Below are 19,327 nucleotides of genomic sequence, written 5' to 3'. Positions count from 1 at the left end.
TTCCATTTGAGCTTAGGGAGAGGTTCTTCGACAATAGGGAGCTCATCTATCTTGAACTTTTGATATTTTGGAGAATGGGCATCATCAAAGGCCCATTGCTTTAAAGGTATATATTTGCAGATAAAATTTATCAGCCAGCAATTCTGCTGATAAAGGTATTGGATTAACTGAAGTAAATAAAGTATAATGTCCATGAGCATTGGCTCCTTTCTGGATGTCGGTTTGGCGATTGACATTATACCAAAAAAGGGAGGTCAATGCTCTTTTTATTTAAATCTCCCGAGAATAAAGGATTTAATAACAAAAAGGAGTGTCAGATTTGACACTACCAAAAAGAAGGAGGAGGTTGCAATATGAAGCTAGTGATTGCAGAAAAGCCTTCGGTAGCACAGTCTCTGGCAAAGGTGATTGGAGCAACCGATAAAAAAGATGGTTATCTGGAGGGCAATGGTTATATCGTCAGCTGGTGCGTTGGACACCTGATCGAGCTGGCAGGACCGGAACATTATGATGAGAGATACAGTAAATGGCGCAAGGAAGATCTACCGATTTTTCCTGCGCCTTTTTCATATCAGGTGACCGGTTCCACCAAGAAGCAGTATCAGGTATTAAAGGAGCTAATGAAGCGTTCCGATGTGGATGGACTGATTGAAGCAACAGATGCCGGACGAGAGGGAGAGCTGATCTTTCGTTTGGTCTATCACCAGGCGGGATGTAAAAAGCCCTTTGAAAGACTCTGGATCTCATCCATGGAGGATAAAGCAATCCGGGAGGGCTTTGAAAATCTGAGACCCGGCGCAGATTATGATGCTCTCTATGAAGCGGCTCTTTGTCGTGAACGTGCGGACTGGCTTGTTGGAATCAATGCCACAAGATTTTTCTCAACGGTATATGGCCAGACCTTAAATGTCGGTCGTGTCATGACACCTACACTTGCAATGATTGTAGAAAGGGAAGCTGAGATCAAAGGATTTAAGCCGGAGAACTTTTATACGGTTCAGATGATGATAGCAAGTGTGCCGGTTATGTCGAAACGTTTTCAAACAAAAGAAGAGGCAGAAGAGCTTGTCGGTAAAATACAGACAGAAGACAAGGCCAGGATCATTAAGATGGAGACCTCAGTAAAAAAGGATAAGGCTCCGCTTCTGTATGATCTGACAAGTCTTCAGAGAGATGCGAATAAGTGTTATGGATTTACAGCACAGCAGACATTGGATTATACACAGAGTTTATATGAAAAGAAACTGGTCACATATCCAAGAACTGACAGCAGATATTTAACGGACGATATGGGAGACAGTACAACGGATCTGTGCCATCTCATGAGGGAGAAGTACGGATATACCCGGCAGATTGTGATCCATGTAAATCAGGTATTAAACAGCAGGAAGGTATCGGATCACCATGCAATCATTCCTACAGTAAATGTTGCTGAGACAGATTATTCGGAACTTCCATCTGGTGAACAGAAGATCCTGGGACTTGTTACGGCAAGGCTGCTTTCATCCGTCGGAGAAGATGCAGAGATCACAGAGTATACGCTGGAGGTTGCGTGTGCAGGAGAGATCTTTAAGGCAAAAAGCAAGAGCCTTACAAAGTCTGGCTGGCATCAGATAGAGGATTGGATCCTTGGGAAGAAACAGGAAGATGAGGAAGGAGATTCCGACAAGAAAGAGGATGGTGGTTCTCACAGCGTTTTAGAGATCCTTGAAGCAGATGCATCGCTTTTGGAAGAAGGAAGAGAACTTCCGGCCAGAGATCCAAAGGTGAAGGAAGGAAAAACCACACCGAAGAAGCGCTTTACAGAGGATTCTCTACTATCCGCTATGGAGTCAGCCGGTGCAAAAGAAATGCCGGATGAGGTTGAGCGAAAAGGACTTGGAACACCTGCCACAAGAGCCGGTGTTATTGAAAAGCTGGTTCGCATCGGTTTTGTGGAACGTCAGGGCAATAAGAAGACGAAATACCTGGTCCCATCCGTTAAGGGAACTTCACTTATTACCGTAATGCCGGAGCAGATTCAGTCAGCTTCCATGACAGCGGAGTGGGAACAGAAATTGCTGGAAGTGGAAAAACAGGAAATAGCATCAGAGGATTTTATGGCGGAGATCAAGGATCTGATCACAGAACTGATCGACACTTATGAACCGGTAAAGGGTGTAGATAAACTGTTCCCTCCACGCCAGTACAGGCAATATAAAAAGTATCCGAAGAAAGGAACGTCCAGATGGCAAAGATGAAAACAATAAGAAAGTGGGATGAAGTCTCAGGCAATGCGGTAGAGGAACAGATCCCGGAATCCATTGATCCGATCGAAGATGTTGGCTTAGGACCTTCTATCAGTAGAAATCATATGCGGGGTATCGAGGATATGGTAGAGCAGAATGACAATTCCTTTGATGGGATCATCAACAATGTGCCTGCTCCTCCGATGCCGGATTTTGCAGCTATTAATGAGAAGGCAGATGAAGAGGATATCGAAAATGATACCAAAGCCTCTATTTTGGAAAAGATAAAGGAGCAACAGGAAAAAGTAAAATCAGCTCCGATTCCGGATCCGGAGAAGAGTTCTCCGGTGATCTGTCCCTGCAGGGAGATGTAGTTATGGAGCATAGAACGGAGCAGTTTCACTTCTATGCAACGCCGGAAGAGGCAAAGCTGATCCGCGATAGAGAACAGAAAACAGGCATCTTAAATGAGAGCGCATATCTTCGCAAAATGGCATTGAATGGTTATCTCATTCAGATGGATCTAAGTGATGTCAAGGAGGCGGTCAGACTCCTTGGCATTACTTCTGCCAACATGAATCAGTATGCCAAAAAGGCAAATGAGACCGGCAGTATCTATAAAGAAGATATAGAAGATATGAAGCTTCGTCAGGATGAACTCTGGCAGGTGATGAAGGACATATTACAGCGATTATCCACGATATAGGAAAGAGGTGAAAACGTATGGCGGCTACCAGGTTAATTACCATGCATCAGAATAAAGGTAAAAGCGTGGCAAGATCTCTTAGCGACAGAACCGACTATGCCAAGAACGGTGAGAAGACAGAAAACGGTCAGTTTATCAGCTCCTATGCCTGCCAGGCAAAGACGGTGGATGAAGAATTCATGCTGTCAAAAAGAGAATATGAGCAACTTACCGGCAGACATCCAAAGGGAGATATCATTGCCTATCAGATCCGGCAGTCTTTTAAACCGGGAGAGATCACACCGGAAGAAGCAAATAAAGTCGGATATGAAACTGCCATGCGTTTTACCAAAGGAAAGCATGCCTTTATCGTAGCGACTCATACGGATCGGGCGCATATCCATAATCATATAATCTTTAATTCAACAAGCCTGGACTGTACCCATAAGTTTCGGGACTTCTTCTTTGTCGGAATAGCATTGCAGCGATTATCTGACATTATCTGTCTGGAACATGGACTATCTGTTATCGAAAGAAGAAAACCAAGTGAACGGGAGAAGCGAACAACTTATCCGAAGAAAAAAGCCTTTCGTGATGAGATCAGGGAAGTGATTCAGCAGATCTTTGCGGAATACAACGTAAAGGATTTTGATGAATTCCTCCGGCTATTGGAAGAGCAGGGCTACGAGATCAAGCGTGGAAAATATATTTCGATCAGAGGAAAAGAGCAGAAGCGATTCATCCGGCTTCGGTCTCTTGGCAGTGGATATACGGAAGAGGAGCTTAAGAGAATCCTTGCAGGAGAGATGGAACGTGCTTTGGATGATGAACCAAAGGAAGAGATAAGAACTTCGAAAACTTTCCGGAGAAAAGAAGATCATGCGTTTGATCTTCTTATTGATATCCAAAAGAAGCTGGCAGCAGGCAAAGGGAAATATTATATCCGCTTTGCGAAGAACTTTAATACCAAGCAGGTAGCAAAGGCTGTTTTATTTTTGAAGCAGCATAACATCCGAAGCTATGATGTCCTTACTGAAAGAGTAGAAAAGGCTGTAGCCAACTTTAATGCATTGTCTGCTTCCATCAAGGAGAAAGAGAAGCGTCTGGCTGAAATACAGGTTCTTAAAACGCATATCATAAACTATATGAAGACCAAAGATGTGTATGCCGATTATCGTAAATGTGGATACAGCAAAAAGTTCCTGGAAGAGCACCGACAGGAGATCATTCTTCATAAGGCGGCAAAGGAAGCCTTCGATGATCTTGGGGTAAAGAAGCTCCCGAAGGTAAAAGAACTGAATGCGGAGTATGCTGAAATCCTTACAGAAAAGAAAAAGCTCTATGGTGAATATCGTGAGGTCAAGAAAGAAATGCAGGAGATCCAAAGAGCAAAATATGATATCGACCAGTTCTTAAAAGACGATGAAGAGCAGAAGAAGGAACGAATCAGAAAACATAATATCAGTCGATAGGTCTATCAGGGAATCTACAGTTTTTATCAGCTGCAGGTTCCCTTCTTTTTTTATTTCTGAAGATATATCCAAAGATGAAGTTAGCGATTCGGAAGAATTGCGTAGCCAGCCGAAAGGCTGTTCAAGGGGATTGGGGATGTGCCTCCAACGAGCGGATAATAGCTTTTTGTACAAAAAAGCACTGCTCGCGAATTTGCGAAGATGCGCCCTAACACCATCGAAGATGGTGACGTGCGGGTGGGAAATCAGCTGATAAAAACGAAAAAATAGCTTAGGAGTCCATATAATGGGACAGCATTTTTGATAGGATTACATTGGTTAATAATTAAGAAAACTATATATAAAAGAAGCTGTGACATTGTCACATTTAATAAGTAAGTTGTTTGTAGTTCAGATTAATAATCTTGAGTTTTTCAAGAAAATCTTGAGTGAATTCGTACAGAGTGCTAAAATAAAATGATGTACGCGTTCTAAAATATTCCGTCATGAAAGGTTAATATGCGATTATGGCAATGAACTACGACAAATTATGGAAACTGCTTATTGATAAAAAAATGAACAGAACGGATCTACATGAGCAAGCGCAAGTGTCTACAAATGCCATAGCTACTATGGGAAAAGGTGGAGATGTATCGACAAAGGTTCTCGATAAGATCTGCAAGACACTGAATTGTCAGATTCATGACATTGTTGATTACGTTCCGGATAAAGACGACGTATAGGAAAACTAATTGCAAGGAGCATTTTTGTGTGGTGCAAGAATTGTAATATAGAAACAAATGAAGAAAACTGTCCTATCTGCGGTGAGAAAACGGTTGAAGATTATCCAAACGAAGTATATTGGTGCGATGATTGTAGAGTTCCAGTTATGCAGGTAGTGAATCAGGCAGACAAAGGAATCTGTCCTAGATGTGGCAAGCCGATGAAATATCTTGCCGCTGATATTCGACCTGTCTTCCCGGAAGAGAGGCTACTAATTGAAATATTACTGGGTAAGAAACCTCATCAATGGATAGATGAATCTGTATGGGCTTCCAACAACAGATATTATATAAATGGCAAGTCTGTAGCTTTGCCAAGTAAGCTGTTTAAAGAAGCAAATGCAGATGAGTATATTGATCAGCTTGAAAAAAATAAGGAAGATAATTCTTATGAGGCGTTTGATCGCTATATAGAGGCTTTTGTTGAGGCAAACAGGACCAGACTGGACTATCTGATTGATGAGTCACACACCTTTGTCAAGAAAACAGCGGCAAAGTTTCCAGAGGAGAATATAGTCCTATCGTTCTCGGGTGGAAAGGACTCCACCGTAACTGCAGATTTGGCGATAAAGGCATTGAGTGATCCATCACTGGTGCACATTTTTGGAAATACAACACTTGAGTTTCCGCTCACTATAGAGTATGCCAAGCGCTATAGAAAGAATCATCCACAGTCTATTTTTAAGACTGCTGAGAATCGTGAGCAGGTGTTCAAGGATGTGTGTGTGGATATAGGGCCGCCAGCCAGAATGATGAGATGGTGCTGCTCTATGTTTAAGACAGGCCCGATTACCAGAGTAATAAATTCCTTATATAGAGATCAGCGAATCCTGACATTCTATGGAATCAGGAAATCGGAGTCTGTAAGTAGAAGTAAGTATAACAGAGTCGAGGATGATGCTGAGTCAGTAAAGATTCAGCAGCAGACAGTAGCATCTCCAATATTCTTTTGGAAGGATATGGACATTTGGCTGTATATCTTGGCTGAAAAGATTGATTTCAACGATGCTTACCGCTTAGGCTATGACAGAGTTGGATGCTGGTGCTGCCCTAACAACAACCAGAGGGCACAGTTTCTCTCAAGGATATATATGCCTGAGCAGTCAAAGGCTTGGAGGGACTTTCTCATAGACTTTGCACGAAAGATAGGAAAGCCGGATGCAGAAGAGTATGTGGACTCTGGTGCATGGAAGGCAAGACAAGGTGGTAATGGTCTTGCTGCAGCAGGTGATGTGAAAATTCGCTTCACCAACTGCACAACTGAAGATCATGCAAAGATTTATCGCCTGGTACGTCCGATGGATGATGAGTTCTTAAATATGCTCACACCATTTGGAAGGGTGGCTCCTGAGCTTGGTCAGAAGCTACTGCATGAGGTGCTGGTACTCGATATAAGGACGAATGTTCCTATTCTGTCAGTACAGCCTTTTGAACAGGGCGGATATGAGTTTGCTGTTAAAGTCAGAACTATGAATGTTAAGGATCATGATGATTTACAGCATATGGTTGGATACCAAGTTAGGAAATTTAATGCGTGTAGAAAATGCTTGAAATGTGAATCTCTTTGCAAAGCAGGGGCGATTTCGATTTCAGCAGACAGATATTATATTGATCCGGAAAAATGCGTCCATTGCAAAATGTGCGTGACCGCAAAATATCTTAGAGGCGGCTGTATGATGGACAAATACTTACGGACAAAAGATTAGGAGGAACAGAGGGATGGCTACGAAGTTTCGAGCCCATGAAACATTCTTTATTAGAAAGGGATGGCTCAGCAAAGGCATGCGATATGTATCGCATAAGCCAGATGTCTTTACTGACAAAGATGATAATCCGATGGATGTTCTTGGAATCGGTGCCAATATGGTCAAATCCATTAGATATTGGCTTCAGGCAGTAGGTCTGACGAAAGAACCAAAGACTGGTAAGAAGTATCAGTCCCTGACTCCTTTCGGAGAAATTGTATATGAGAAGGATCCGTATACAGAAGAGTTAGGAACACTTTATCTTCTCCACTATAAGCTCGTTACTGATGAAGAGATGGCTCCATCTTGGTATTACTTCTTCAATAAATTTGCAATGAAAGAATTCAGCAAGGATGATTTCGTTGCTCAGATACAGAATGAATTGAAGATGGATGGTACAGCGGTAGCTATCAGATCATTGACCGATGACTTTACCTGCGTTGTTAATACATATGTGCCAAGGTATAAGTCCGATCCAAATAAGATTTCTCCAGAGAATAATATTAATTGTCCATTTGGAGAGCTTGGGCTTATTGATATTCTAAGCAAAGAACGAGGAAATTATACATATAAGAAATCCATACCAATGGCAAGGAGTTTTAATCCTTGGGTGATTATGGCTGTAATCGCAGATCAGGCCAAAGGCAGGGAAGAGATTAGCTTAAATGAGCTTCTTTCTGCGGAGAAGAATATTGGTAAGGTGTTTAACTTAGATTCAATCTGTATGCTTTCTTTGCTTCATGAAGTGGAGAAGCTTGGAGAGATTAAGATTATCCGTACAGCAGGATTGGATGTTGTCCGGGTATTACATAAACGTAGCTTTATTGACTGCGTTAACAAATATTATGCCGATATAGAGGGAACAAATTCATGAGCAAAATGATTTCTGTTGCGTCAGGATTCCAGTATTCAGTAAACATTGGATACGACCTAAACAATGATGACAAATTAAAGAATTTCATACCGACAAAATCGGCATTGACGTTGTTAAAGGACATACTTAGCAGTACAGCTCCTGATGCAACGGAAAGAGCGCGAGTTCTTGTAGGAGCATATGGAAAAGGTAAGTCTCACATTATACTTACTATTCTTTCGATGCTCATGCAGAGAGATCAATCTCTATTTACACATTTGATGCCGAAAATTAATGAGGATCCAGAGCTGAAGCAGCTGGTTGATAATTACTATTCAGATAAGAAAAATAGGATCCTACCGGTTATTATTAATGGAACAAGTGGAAGCTTACCACAGGCTTTTCTGCTTGCATTGCAGAGAACGCTTGATGAGAATGGCTTGGATATCATGCCAGAGACCAATTACAGGGCTGCTATCAATGCCATACAGAAGTGGAAAGCTGATTATCCGAAGACCTACGACAAATTCAAGAAAGAAATAAGTCTTCCGGTAGATGCATTTATTTCTGAACTAAACGATTACAATGCTGCAATCTACAGCGAGTTTGAAGAGGTTTATCCTAAACTGACATCAGGAAGTATCTTCAATCCGTTCGTGGGATTTGATGTTGTAGAGTTGTATGAGAGCGTTGTAAAGAGTCTCAAGCAGCGTGGATATCTGGGAATATATGTTGTCTATGATGAGTTCAGCAAGTTCCTGGAGTCTAACATTACAGCGGCATCTGTAAGTGATACAAAGATGCTGCAGGATTTCGCTGAGAAATGTAATCGAAGTGGTGAGAATGAGTTGCATCTGTTGCTTATCTCACACAAGGAGATATCCAACTATATTGACCAGTTACCAAAGGCAAAGGTTGATGGTTGGCGTGGCGTTTCTGAAAGATTTCGTCACATTCATATGAACAATAACTTTGCTCAGACATATGAGATTATATCTACTGTTATCATTAAGGACATAGATAAATGGAAAGATTTCCAGAATGATAATAAGGTTCAATTTGACCAGTTGAAGTCAAGATATGCTGAGCATGCAATATTCAGCGACACAGATCAGAAGGAATTGATGACAACAATATATGAATGCTATCCGTTACATCCGGTTTCAACATTCATTCTTCCAAGACTTTCTGAACGTGTAGCACAGAATGAACGTACATTATTTACCTTCCTGTCTGCCGATGGAACATCGACTCTACCGGCATTCTTAAGAGGATTAAAGGATAAGGACTTCAGAGTAATTACTCCTGATCTTATTTTTGATTACTTTGATCCGGTTCTGCAGAAGGAGCCTTTTGCGGGAGAACTTCATAAGAACTATGTTTTGACAAAGACTATTCTTGATAAGATTGAAGATCAGATTCTTGAAAGCAAGATAGTAAAGACAATTTCTTTGATCTATCTGCTTGGCCAGTTTGATAAGCTAAAGCCTATTAAGGAAGAGATTGTCGGAATCTACAGCATGGAATACAAGCCTGCTGAGATTGAAGCTGCAATCGATCATCTTATCAAGGATGAGTATGTGATTTATCTGAAGCGTAGTAATGACTATCTGAAATTAAAGCAGACATCCGGCGTGGATGTAGAGCAGAAAATATCAGATACGATTGCAGCTTTGTCACCTTCATTCTCACTGAAGAGAGCATTGAATGCCTCAAATATTGATAACTACCTTTATCCATCAAGATATAATGATGAGAGGGAGATGATTCGCTACTTTGAGTTTGAGTTCATAGAAGAGCAGGAACTTGAAGGTCATGTTGACTGGGCGAAAAAAGCTGAGGATATCAATGCAGATGGTGTTGTATACGCTATTGTCTGTGAGGATCCAGGGTCTATCAAGGGCATAAAGAATAAAATCTTACAGACCAGCCAGGGATGCGATAGATTTATTTTTATTATGCCAAAGAAAGCTACTGCAATTAGAGACATCCTGCAGGAGTTTGAAGCTGTAAGTGCACTGAGAGATAAGGCGAAGGAGGATACAGTTCTTTTTGAGGAGTATGAAGTAATATATGAGGATTTAAGAGATGTAATCAGTGAATTTATCAGTGGTTACACTCATCCTGAAGATTACAAGTCTGCATATATTTACAACGGCGAAGAGAAGAGCGTATTACGTAAGGCTGCCTTGACAGGGCTTGCATCGGATATTTGCTTTAATATTTTCTCTGAGACACCTGTTATTAACAATGAGGCAATCAATAAGGATGAGATTACCTCAATAGCAAATAATAGCAGAAACAAGATTCTTTCTGGACTTCTCAGGAATGTGTTGGAGCCAAATCTTGGGCTTACCGGAACCGGTCAGGAAGTGTCTATTATGAGAAGCACACTTGTAAGAAAAGAGGTTCTTCTCGATGATCAGGAGGGTACCAGAATCAATCTGGCTCCATCGGATAAGCTGATGAAGGGTGTGCTTGATGCAATTGTTTCCTTCGTCATGGATGCCAAAAAGAAGGGTACAGCATCTTTTGATCAACTGTACAATGTGCTTACGTCTCCGGAATATCATATAGGTATTAGGAGTGGAGTCATTCCAATCTATATTGCAGCTGTTTTTCACGAATTTAGTGAGGACATTATTCTACAGAATGATTTAGGACAGTTGCCATTATCTGCTGATACCTTACAGATGATTAACGCATGTCCTGAGGATTACACACTGGTATTCCTTGAATGGAATCCTGAAAAGCAGGAATTTGTAAGCAAGCTTTCTGAGATATTCAGTAATTATGTAATTGAGGCAGAAAAGAATCTTAGTGCTTATGATTTTGCAGCGTCTGCAATGAAGCGCTGGTATCTGTCGCTGCCAAGATATGCTAAGGAATCCAAAGGAATTGGAGATAAGGAATCAAGCAAGAGATACCTTAAGATGGTTAAACTGCTTAAGCAGAATCTTAACGGTCATGAACTGTTGTTTGAGAAACTTCCTGAAGCCTTTGGATATAGAGATTTCAATGAAGGCCTTGCAGAGAATATTGAGAATGCTAAAAACTATTATGATGGCAAAATAGCTGAGCTCAAGGTTGAGCTGATAAAGCAGACCAAAGAGATCTTCTCAATCGCTGCAAATAGGGCTAAGTTGAAGAGGACATCCTTATCATCTGTAATTAAGGATTGGTGCGAAACACTGGATCCGCATGTATTTGAACAGCTTTTTGAAAATGGAACTAACAAGTGCCTGGGACTTTTCAAGGAAGTTACAAATGATGAAGAGACATTTGTTGCCAGATTAGCAAAGGCTGCAACGGATCTAAGAGTTGAAGACTGGGATGATGATACTGTAGAACGTTTCAAAGAGAATCTTGCAATGTACAAAAAGACTGCTGAAGAATTCCAAAGCAGTGAGTCTGAAAGTGAAGACAGTGCAGCAAGTACTTATGAAATCAGATTCCGCAGTAATGACGGTTCATCAGAAGTAAAACGATTTGACAGAGTTGAAACAAGTAAGAGAGGAAAGCTTTTGTATAATTCTATTCTGTCTGAGATAGATTCCATGGGATATTCTATTTCAGAGCAGGAGAAGAGGCAGATCCTCATGGATATATTAAAGAAGATGTGCTAAGGGGAGGTGTTACAAGTGGCATATTTTGACAATGCTGCAACTACATACCCAAAGCCGGATTGCGTCTATGACTTCATGGATAGCTTTTATCGTTCCAGCGGAGCAAACGCTGGACGTGGAAACTATAAGCTTGCGCAGAGCGCAGGAGCCTTAATTGGAGATACACGAAAGAAGATCCAAGAGCTCCTGCACTGCCAGGCAAAGCAGGTTGTCTTTGAACCAACGGCAACAATAGCTTTGAATATTATTATTCAGGGCATTATTGAAAAAGGAGCTGTTAATATTTATATCAGCCCCTTTGAGCATAATGCAGTTACCAGAACACTTCATCATTTTGAAGAGCAGGGGAAAATCAAGGTCACACAGTTGACTGTTTCAAAGGATATGGTGTATGACCTGGAAAAAATCAGATATCAGTTTGATACTGTTAAACCTGATTTTGTTATAGTTAGTCATGCAAGCAATGTGTTTGGACTTATCGCGCCAGTAGAGGATATTTTTGCGCTGGCTAAGAAGTACGAAGCCATAACCCTTGTGGATATGGCACAGACTGCTGGGTTGGTAGATTTGAACGTAGGCCTTACTACTATAGATTTTGCTGTATTTGCAGGACATAAAACATTGTATGGCCCAACTGGAATATCTGGATTTGTGATGAATCCATCGGTGAAATTTCCCGCAGTAATATTTGGCGGTACTGGATATGAATCTGCAAATCAGGACATGCCAGAAGATCTACCTCAGAAATATGAGATGGGGACTCTGAACATTGCTGGTATAGCAGGATTAAATGCAGCCCTTGGATGGTCAGCACAGGTTACTATCGATGCCATAAGAGAAAAAGAGGCTGAAAATAGAAAGAAGCTGATAGACCTTTTAGGCAGATACTCCTATATTAAAATCATTGGGAATTATGACTCATGTAATTATGTAGGAATAGTTTCTTGCACCATAGAGGGAATAAGCAGCGACAGTGCAGGACCTGTGTTTGACAGGTGTGGAATCGCTGTCAGAACAGGGCTACAGTGTGCACCGCTGGCACATCAGTTCATGGGAACATTCCCAGCGGGGACTATCAGATTCAGTGTTAATTATTTTACAACAGATAAAGATTTTGCAGAGTTAGAAGAAGCTTTGGATTATATAGATTCAGAGCTGTAGGAGGATTGTTGTGAGCTTAAAGGACAAGATAATAAAAAGCGAATACCGGTCCTTGATTGATAATGTGGTGCAGGATTTTTATATTCCGCTGCTTCATGAGTCAACATCATATAAGCGTGCTGTGGGATTCTTTTCGTCTTCAGCCCTTGTCGAGATATCAAAGGGAATAGCTGATATGGCTAAAGGTGGCGGAAAGATTGAAATAGTTGCCTCACCGTATTTGTCTGATGACGATATTCAGGCTATCAAGGAAGGATATGAGAACAGGCAGAAGATAATAGAGGGAGCACTCATACGTCAGTTGTCTGATGAGCATGAGGATTACTATTCTATGGAACGCTTGAATCTTCTGGCACATCTTATATCAGACGGAATCCTTGATATTCGCATTGCCTATACTGATAAGGACAATGAAATTGGAATGTACCATGAGAAGATGGGAATTCTTGAAGATAAAGACGGAAATCGTGTTGCCTTTTCTGGATCCATGAATGAGTCTATGACAGCGATGTCCATCAATTATGAGACTATAGATGTGTTCTGTGATTGGAACGAGGCTGAAGCTGATAGAGTTAAGTTAAAGGAAAATGCCTTTTATTCCATGTGGAATAATGTTGAGCCAAGCTTAAAGGTTTTGGAATTTCCAAATATTTCCGATGTACTTATAGAGAAATACAGGAGAAAGGATCCCAATTTTGATATTGATCATGAGCAGTTCAAAAGAAGAATCCTTGCTTATGGAAGTATGTTGCAAGGGATGAGCGATTCTTCTGGAGCTCAGGTAGGAGCAAGAATACCGGCAGATGTTGAGTTGCATGAATATCAGAAGGAAGCTATTGCTGCCTGGGTAGGTGAAAACTATCGAGGAATTTTTGATATGGCAACGGGTACAGGAAAAACCTATACCGGTCTTGGTGCCATTTCAAAACTTTCAGAAGATCTTAATGATGAGCTTGCTGTAATTATTGTTGCTCCATATAAGCATCTGGTAGAGCAGTGGGTTGAGGATATTGTCAAATTCAACATGAAGCCTATTATCGCTTATGGTGATCCAGCCCACAAGGATTGGAGAAAGAAATTCTCTAAGGCAATAACAGATCAGAAAATCAGAAAAGATAAAAGATTCCTCTGTGTGGTGACAACGAATGTTACGTTTGCAAGTCCTGACTTTCAGGAGAGAATAGATAAAATCAAGAGTCCGATTTTGCTGGTGGTTGACGAGGCTCATAATTTTGGAGCAAGAAGCTATGCCAAGCATTTGGATGACAGGTTTGCTTACAGGCTGGCATTATCAGCAACACTCGAAAGACATAGAGATGACGAGGGCACAGCACTTTTATATAGCTTCTTTGGAAAGAAATGTATTGAATATCCTCTGGAAAGAGCTATTGATGAAGATAAACTGACTCCTTATAAATACTATCCGGTTCTTGTTTACCTGAGTGAGCTTGAGCTGGAATCCTATGAACAGCTTTCTTATGAGATGTCCAAGTGCATGATAAAGGACAAGCATGGAAAGTATAAATTAAACAAGCGAGGAGAAATCCTTGCACTAAAGAGATCCAGGGTTGTTGCAGGAGCGATGCAAAAACTGGAGGCTCTGAAGCGAGAAATCACTCCTTACAAAGATGATAATAATATTCTGGTGTACTGTGGAGCTACGAGGGTGATAGACGATAGCGATACATCATCAGATGACGAAAGTGATATCAGGCAGATAGAAGCAGTTACCAAGATTCTTGGAAATGAACTAAATATGAGCGTAGCGCGTTTTACCTCAGAAGAAAATATGGAAGAGCGTGCGTTGATTAAAGAGCATTTCCAGGACGGTGGCAAGCTGCAGGCTATTGTAGCGATAAAGTGTCTGGATGAAGGTGTTAATATACCAGGCATACGAACTGCCTTTATACTGGCAAGTACAACGAATCCTAAGGAATACATACAGCGTAGAGGTAGAGTGCTCCGTAAAGCGGATAATAAGCCATTTGCGGAAATATATGATTTTGTTACTCTTCCTAGACCGCTTGACTCAGTGTCAGGGTTGACGATTGAGCAAGCGAATAGGGATAAGACATTGGTGAAAAATGAGCTTGCCCGGATTAAGGAATTTGGTAGGCTGGCATTAAATTCGATGCTGGCAAACAACCTGATCTGGGACATCCAGGAGGCTTATCATCTTAACGATACAGATCTTGAAAAGGAGGGTGAAGATTTTGAGTGATAACGGCGAAATCCAGGTTGATAGCAAGGCCATAGAGCGCCTAAAGCGATCAATCATCATTAAGGAAAACATGAATCTGAAAACGAGAACAATGAATGATTCTCAGATGGTGGCATGGATTAAGAAGAAAATTGAGGAGGAAGTGCAATGTTACTTAAATCAATAAAACTTGAGAACTTCCGCCAGTTTCGCAATGAGTCCATTGATTTTGCCCAGGGAGAAGGCGGCAAAAATGTAACCATCATCATTGGTGAAAACGGAACAGGTAAAACTACGTTTGCTCAGGCATTTTTTTGGTGCCTGTATGGAGAAACAGAGTTCTCTGACAAGATTATTCTGAATAAAATGGTAGCCACAGAAATGACTCCTGGCTCTGAAGAGAAGGTTCGTGTAACCTTGGCTCTTAGACATGGTGAAGTTGACTATACCCTCATAAGAGAGCAGGCATATCACAAGGACTATTCAAACAATGTAAAAGGTGATAATACCGTATTCGATATTGCAATTAAGGATGCCAGCGGTAATACTTCTTACGTTAAAAAGTCCCAGTGCGAGGCTGAGGTTAAGAGTATTCTGCCTAAGGAACTTTCCAGATACTTCTTCTTCGACGGAGAGCGTATTGAGAAGATGAGTAAGGATATTTCTACAGGTAAAAAGGCAACTGACTTTGCTGAGGCAGTAAAAGGTCTTCTGGGGCTCAATGCGATGATAAGTGCTATTGGTCACTTTAATCCGAGAAGCAGTCTTAGCGTTATTGGCAGCTATGAGAAGAGCTTCGACTCAAAGAGCAACACTAAGATTCAGGAATACACTGCAAAAATAGATAAGTGCAATGCAAGATTGGCAGAGATTGATGCAGCCTTAGAGGAACTTGATGTACAGAAAGCGGCAGCGGAAACCAGAAAATCTGAAAAAGTTATAGAGCTGAAGCAGTATTCCGAGGGTGAAAAGCTGCAGAAAGAAAAGGAAGATTTACAGAAGCAGATTGATAATACTACTCGTATGAGAGCCACAGTCTATAAGACGATGTGCAAGGATTTCAATGCTTCAATGAGTCCATTCTTTTCACTTTCTTTGATTAAGAGAGCATTGGAAGTTCTGTCAAGACACGATTATTCTGGTAAGGACATTCCGTTTATCCGTGATAAGACGATTGAGTACCTGTTAAGACAGAAGATCTGCCTTTGTGGTACCCATCTGGATGAAGGATCCGTGCCTTATGAGAAAGTGAAGTCATTGCTGGATGTTATTCCTCCAAAGTCGCTCAGTACATATGTGACAGATTTCAAGAAGGAATCAAAACGTAGAGCGGGAGCACTTCAGGATTTGGTTGAACAGATGCAGGAGAATCTTGCGACTGCCAGCCAGCAGAGTGATGATATTATGGATAAGACTGATGAACTCCACAAGATTGAGGCAAAGCTTAGTGGTGAAGATGTCAGTGAAAAGGTTCGTGCCATAAATAATGAGATTCAGATTTGCGTTAAAACTATCAATAAGTGTAATAACGATAGAGACAAGCTGAATATAGAACGTGGCGGTCTTGAGAAGGAGCGCGAGCGTGCGGATACAGAGAGACAGAATCTGACTTTGCTTGATGAAAAGAACAGAAAGACTCAGATGTATCTGACTTATGCCAGAAAGATTTATGAGGAGCTGGAAAATGTGTATCGTACAAGCGAAGAAGAGATCCGTAACCGCTTGCAGGATACGATTAATGATATTTTCAAGCAGATTTATGAAGGTGGCTTATCATTAACAATAGATTCAAAATATCATATTACCGTTCAGGCCAATGATTATGAGGGTGATGTAGAGACTTCAACAGCACAGAGCATTTCAGTTATCTTTGCTTTCATTACTGGTATTATCAAAATGGCTAGAGATAATCGTAATGCAAGTGATGATGATGCAAAGTTGCTGTCATCTGAACCATATCCATTGGTAATGGATGCACCGTTGTCTGCGTTTGATAAGAGAAGAATTAAGACAGTTTGTGAGGCTCTTCCAGAGACTGCTGAACAGGTTATTATCTTTATCAAAGATACGGATGGTGAATTAGCCGAAGATTACATGGGTAATAGGATCGGCAGAAGGCATCAGTTTGACAAGAAAAATGAGTTTGAGACTAATTTGGTATAAGGAGGGGCGCTATGTTTGATAAACAATATAGGTTTAAAGGTAGGCATGCTCTTCGAGTGGATCAGCTCACAGGAGTGTTCGACGAATTAAGCAAAGCAAAACTAATAGACCGTAATGTCGATGTCTATGCGAATGCACCGCTTATTGGATTTTTATATGGAAGAACTGCTGACATTGATGATCTTAAAAATCCAGAGACTGGCCAGATATATAATCAGAATGTCATGGGTGATCGTGTAATGTACTCTAGTGAGGAATTAACGTACAATTTCTGGCTAATTATGCTTCTTGATGCTAATTATGAGCCTGATGAAGAAAAGCGAATTGATAAGGCTTTTAGGCATTTTGGTCAAGATCCTGCTGATGAAGAACGTTTTGATAGTTACGTAAGAGGCGGAATAGATGTTCTTTATGAAAAGCTGATAGAAGGGGATAGTACTCCTGAGGCATTCGCAAATAGACTTTATGAGTTTATCGATGAGTTTAATGATCGATTCAATAGCGAAATCAGCAGTGATGATATCCTGGAGTTATGTGTTAATAAGTCATAAGTAAGAGTGAAATGAGTTAATGAGTAATAACGATATAGACAGGGTCTTTATAGAATTAAAGGCTCTATCACAGAAAAAAGGTTATTTGCTCTTTGATGATTTAGAGAAAGGGTCTGATGGCTTATCGCTTAATGAAGTGGATTGGCTGACAAACCGCCTGTTAACATCTGGAGTGGAAATCTTTGATGATGTGCCGGATACAATTAAAAAAGGACCTGGCTTAAAAAAGGCTAAGATACACGGGAATCCTTCTGGAACGCTTTTGTTTTTGAAATACAAGACATTAAAAGCTACTGGAAGAATGGTCTTGCCTAAAGGTTTTATTGTGTATAAGGGTTCAGAGTACAATGAGGTTGTCACTTCCTCTTGCACAATTTCAATAGGTAACAAGCGCCGTGATCTAATGCAATCTGGCAAAATGAAAAATGGGATTTTGACTGAAGATGTCCAGTTTGGGAGCCCTTCGACCGCTGCAAAAGTATTGATAGGAAATTCGGTAAATGGAAATATTGTATGGGTAGATTCTAGTGGATATACCTTGAAACAACTCCTTGCCGAAAAATGGGAAGAGAACTAATGGAGAGTAAGAATGGTATTGAAAGTGCTCTTGCAAATTTAATACAGCTATCATCTGAAAAGGGATTCTTGGTATTTGATGATATTTATGATGAGGCTGATAAATGGGCTCTATCTATCCGAGATGTAGACTATCTTTCAAGCTCCATTGCTACCCGTGGAATCCTTGTATATGATGAGGCACCGGTTACTAATACAGCCGGTTCAGCCGAGGATGATTACGATGATTATGCGCAAAGAGACTATGAGGCTGTATTCAATAGAGTTATTGAGCTTGATCCGGATTTAGAGGATTTTATCAACGCTGTTCGGGCTGTCGTTCCACCTCAGGCGCGTGAGATGGATCAGCTGAAATATCAGGTTCATGAGGGGAATTTATACGCTCGCGACCGAGTGATACAGATGCATTTAAGATTTGCGGTGCGTATTGCTTTGCAGAGAGCCGAAGCATACGATTGTGAAATTGCTGACACATTGCAGGAGGCATGCATCGGGTTGATAACAGCAGTTGACAGATATGATCCTGATTCGAGTGGCGCTTTTGGGTCATATGCGTCATTGTGGATTATGCAAAATATAGAACGTTCGCAGGCAACTCAAAGACCAACAGTATATTATCCTGTCCATAAAAAGGAAGGTTATTTTACAATGTATCCGATCCTGAAAGAAGAGAGTTACTTGGATTCAGATATATGGACTAATCCTGAAGTGAGAAGAGTGATTCAAGAACGGCTTGGTTGCGATACTGCTCAAGCTGAGGATATAATTAGGCAGTCAATGCCAATTGAATCACTTGATTACATCTATGAAGTGCTTCTCAAAAACATCGATGAAAATGAAATACAGGACGATGCTTTTGAGAACATAGCAGAAATCGAAGCACAACAGGATATCTTTCGAAATATCAATGCGGATGTATTCTATTGGAAAAATGATGCTTGTGAGGTGATTGAACGTCGTGCATTGAGAGAAATTCTTGAAAGGCTAATGGGAGAATTAAAAAATCGTGAGCAGGAGGTTCTTAAAGCAAGATACGGTTTTGAAGATGGTGTTGAAAAAACGCTAGAAGAGGTAGGACAGATGTTTGGCGTTACTCGCGAGAGGATACGTCAGATAGAATCAAAAGCTTTAAGAAAGCTTTCGAACCCAGCAAGGATACGCAAATTGAAGGATTTTCTGTAGCTTTACTATAATATAAAAATTCTAGTATTATATTTGGCTAAATATTACTACAATTGTATTTTCAAAATGTTCGTTATCGAAAAAATGTAAATTTAATTTGAAAGGGTTTATTTATGGAAACATA

15 protein-coding genes and 1 pseudogene are annotated in these 19,327 nt (G+C 40.7%); 15 read left to right on the top strand and 1 reads right to left on the bottom strand.

All coding sequences use genetic code 11. The features are described 5' to 3' along the window. A pseudogene (locus G634_RS21970) lies at nt 1–194 on the bottom strand (transposase); the annotation flags it as partial. 159 nt (nt 195–353) lie between these two features. Between G634_RS21970 and G634_RS0107950 the strand changes: the two are divergent. From G634_RS0107950 to G634_RS0107880, 15 genes are all read left to right on the top strand, one after another. After that, nucleotides 354–2,240, top strand: a complete 1,887-nt coding sequence (locus G634_RS0107950) for a DNA topoisomerase 3 (RefSeq protein WP_026504840.1) — start codon at nt 354–356, stop codon at nt 2,238–2,240. Further along, nucleotides 2,228–2,602, top strand: coding sequence for a DUF4316 domain-containing protein (locus G634_RS0107945; protein WP_026504839.1), 375 nt, complete (start codon nt 2,228–2,230; stop codon nt 2,600–2,602). Before G634_RS0107950 ends, G634_RS0107945 begins: the two co-directional genes overlap by 13 nt. Before the next feature lie 2 nt (nt 2,603–2,604). Beyond that, the gene (locus G634_RS0107940; RefSeq protein WP_026504838.1) at nt 2,605–2,934 is read left to right on the top strand and encodes a plasmid mobilization protein; all 330 of its coding nucleotides are present in this window, start codon (nt 2,605–2,607) and stop codon (nt 2,932–2,934) included. A gap of 17 nt (nt 2,935–2,951) precedes the next feature. Continuing rightward, nucleotides 2,952–4,385, top strand: a complete 1,434-nt coding sequence (locus G634_RS0107935) for a relaxase/mobilization nuclease domain-containing protein (protein ID WP_026504837.1) — start codon at nt 2,952–2,954, stop codon at nt 4,383–4,385. Between the two features lie 506 nt (nt 4,386–4,891). After that, nucleotides 4,892–5,107: a helix-turn-helix domain-containing protein gene (locus G634_RS0107930; protein WP_026504836.1), complete on the top strand. Its 216-nt coding sequence runs from the start codon at nt 4,892–4,894 to the stop codon at nt 5,105–5,107. A gap of 26 nt (nt 5,108–5,133) precedes the next feature. Beyond that, nucleotides 5,134–6,852, top strand: coding sequence for a phosphoadenosine phosphosulfate reductase domain-containing protein (locus tag G634_RS0107925; protein WP_026504835.1), 1,719 nt, complete (start codon nt 5,134–5,136; stop codon nt 6,850–6,852). A 13-nt stretch (nt 6,853–6,865) separates the two neighbouring features. Next, nucleotides 6,866–7,765: a DUF4007 family protein gene (locus tag G634_RS0107920; RefSeq protein WP_026504834.1), complete on the top strand. Its 900-nt coding sequence runs from the start codon at nt 6,866–6,868 to the stop codon at nt 7,763–7,765. Beyond that, on the top strand, nt 7,762–11,370 hold the full coding sequence (locus G634_RS0107915) for a hypothetical protein (protein ID WP_026504833.1): 3,609 nt from the start codon (nt 7,762–7,764) through the stop codon (nt 11,368–11,370). The genes G634_RS0107920 and G634_RS0107915 overlap by 4 nt, the downstream gene beginning before the upstream one ends. A gap of 15 nt (nt 11,371–11,385) precedes the next feature. After that, nucleotides 11,386–12,531, top strand: coding sequence for an aminotransferase class V-fold PLP-dependent enzyme (locus tag G634_RS0107910; RefSeq protein ID WP_026504832.1), 1,146 nt, complete (start codon nt 11,386–11,388; stop codon nt 12,529–12,531). A gap of 10 nt (nt 12,532–12,541) precedes the next feature. Beyond that, complete coding sequence (locus G634_RS0107905; protein ID WP_026504831.1) at nt 12,542–14,752, top strand: DEAD/DEAH box helicase family protein; 2,211 nt, start codon at nt 12,542–12,544, stop codon at nt 14,750–14,752. Next, the gene (locus tag G634_RS21365; protein WP_196805302.1) at nt 14,745–14,918 is read left to right on the top strand and encodes a hypothetical protein; all 174 of its coding nucleotides are present in this window, start codon (nt 14,745–14,747) and stop codon (nt 14,916–14,918) included. The genes G634_RS0107905 and G634_RS21365 overlap by 8 nt, the downstream gene beginning before the upstream one ends. Continuing rightward, complete coding sequence (locus G634_RS0107895; protein WP_026504829.1) at nt 14,900–16,894, top strand: AAA family ATPase; 1,995 nt, start codon at nt 14,900–14,902, stop codon at nt 16,892–16,894. Before G634_RS21365 ends, G634_RS0107895 begins: the two co-directional genes overlap by 19 nt. Before the next feature lie 11 nt (nt 16,895–16,905). Then, nucleotides 16,906–17,445 (top strand): hypothetical protein, encoded by a 540-nt coding sequence (locus tag G634_RS0107890; RefSeq protein WP_026504828.1) that lies wholly within the window; start codon nt 16,906–16,908, stop codon nt 17,443–17,445. 19 nt (nt 17,446–17,464) lie between these two features. Beyond that, nucleotides 17,465–18,022, top strand: a complete 558-nt coding sequence (locus G634_RS20260; protein ID WP_026504827.1) for a DUF4357 domain-containing protein — start codon at nt 17,465–17,467, stop codon at nt 18,020–18,022. Next, the gene (locus G634_RS0107880; protein WP_026504826.1) at nt 18,022–19,203 is read left to right on the top strand and encodes a sigma-70 family RNA polymerase sigma factor; all 1,182 of its coding nucleotides are present in this window, start codon (nt 18,022–18,024) and stop codon (nt 19,201–19,203) included. Before G634_RS20260 ends, G634_RS0107880 begins: the two co-directional genes overlap by 1 nt. Nucleotides 19,204–19,327: the final 124 nt, after the last annotated feature.

Source organism: Butyrivibrio sp. NC3005 (assembly GCF_000424545.1).
Lineage (GTDB): Bacteria > Bacillota > Clostridia > Lachnospirales > Lachnospiraceae > Butyrivibrio.
This window is presented reverse-complemented; position numbering and strand designations above follow the sequence as displayed.